This is a genomic window from Frankia sp. Mgl5 (assembly GCF_023242985.1).
Taxonomy (GTDB): domain Bacteria; phylum Actinomycetota; class Actinomycetes; order Frankiales; family Frankiaceae; genus Parafrankia; species Parafrankia soli.
Map to the genome: position 1 here is coordinate 1 of NZ_JALKFY010000059.1, position 293 is coordinate 293.

General features: G+C 53.9%; 1 pseudogene. It reads left to right on the top strand.

Annotation, left to right across the window (positions count from 1 at the left end):
* Window positions 1-293, top strand: a pseudogene (locus MXD62_RS08360) (multidrug ABC transporter permease); the annotation flags it as partial.

Genomic DNA, 293 nt, shown 5'->3' on the forward strand with positions numbered 1-293 from the left:
TCATATTCTCAGCATTCAAAAGAATTGGTACCAGTTTGAGCAGCAGCCCATTGATAGCGAGGCGCAGCCAGTCGGCGTCCGGATAGAGGATCGTTATTATGTGCGCGAGGATTGGCTTTCGCGCCTGGAATCTCCCTCCAAAGAGGCTGGCAAACAGGTGCAGGTGATTGGGCGGGGGAAGCAGTACTTCCTGTTGGATTCGCAGTTGGGGGCAGACAAGAAACCTGTGTTTACCCCCGGGACGCCTGATCAAAACGGTCGTATGCACTACAAGGTAATCTCGCAAGACCGCG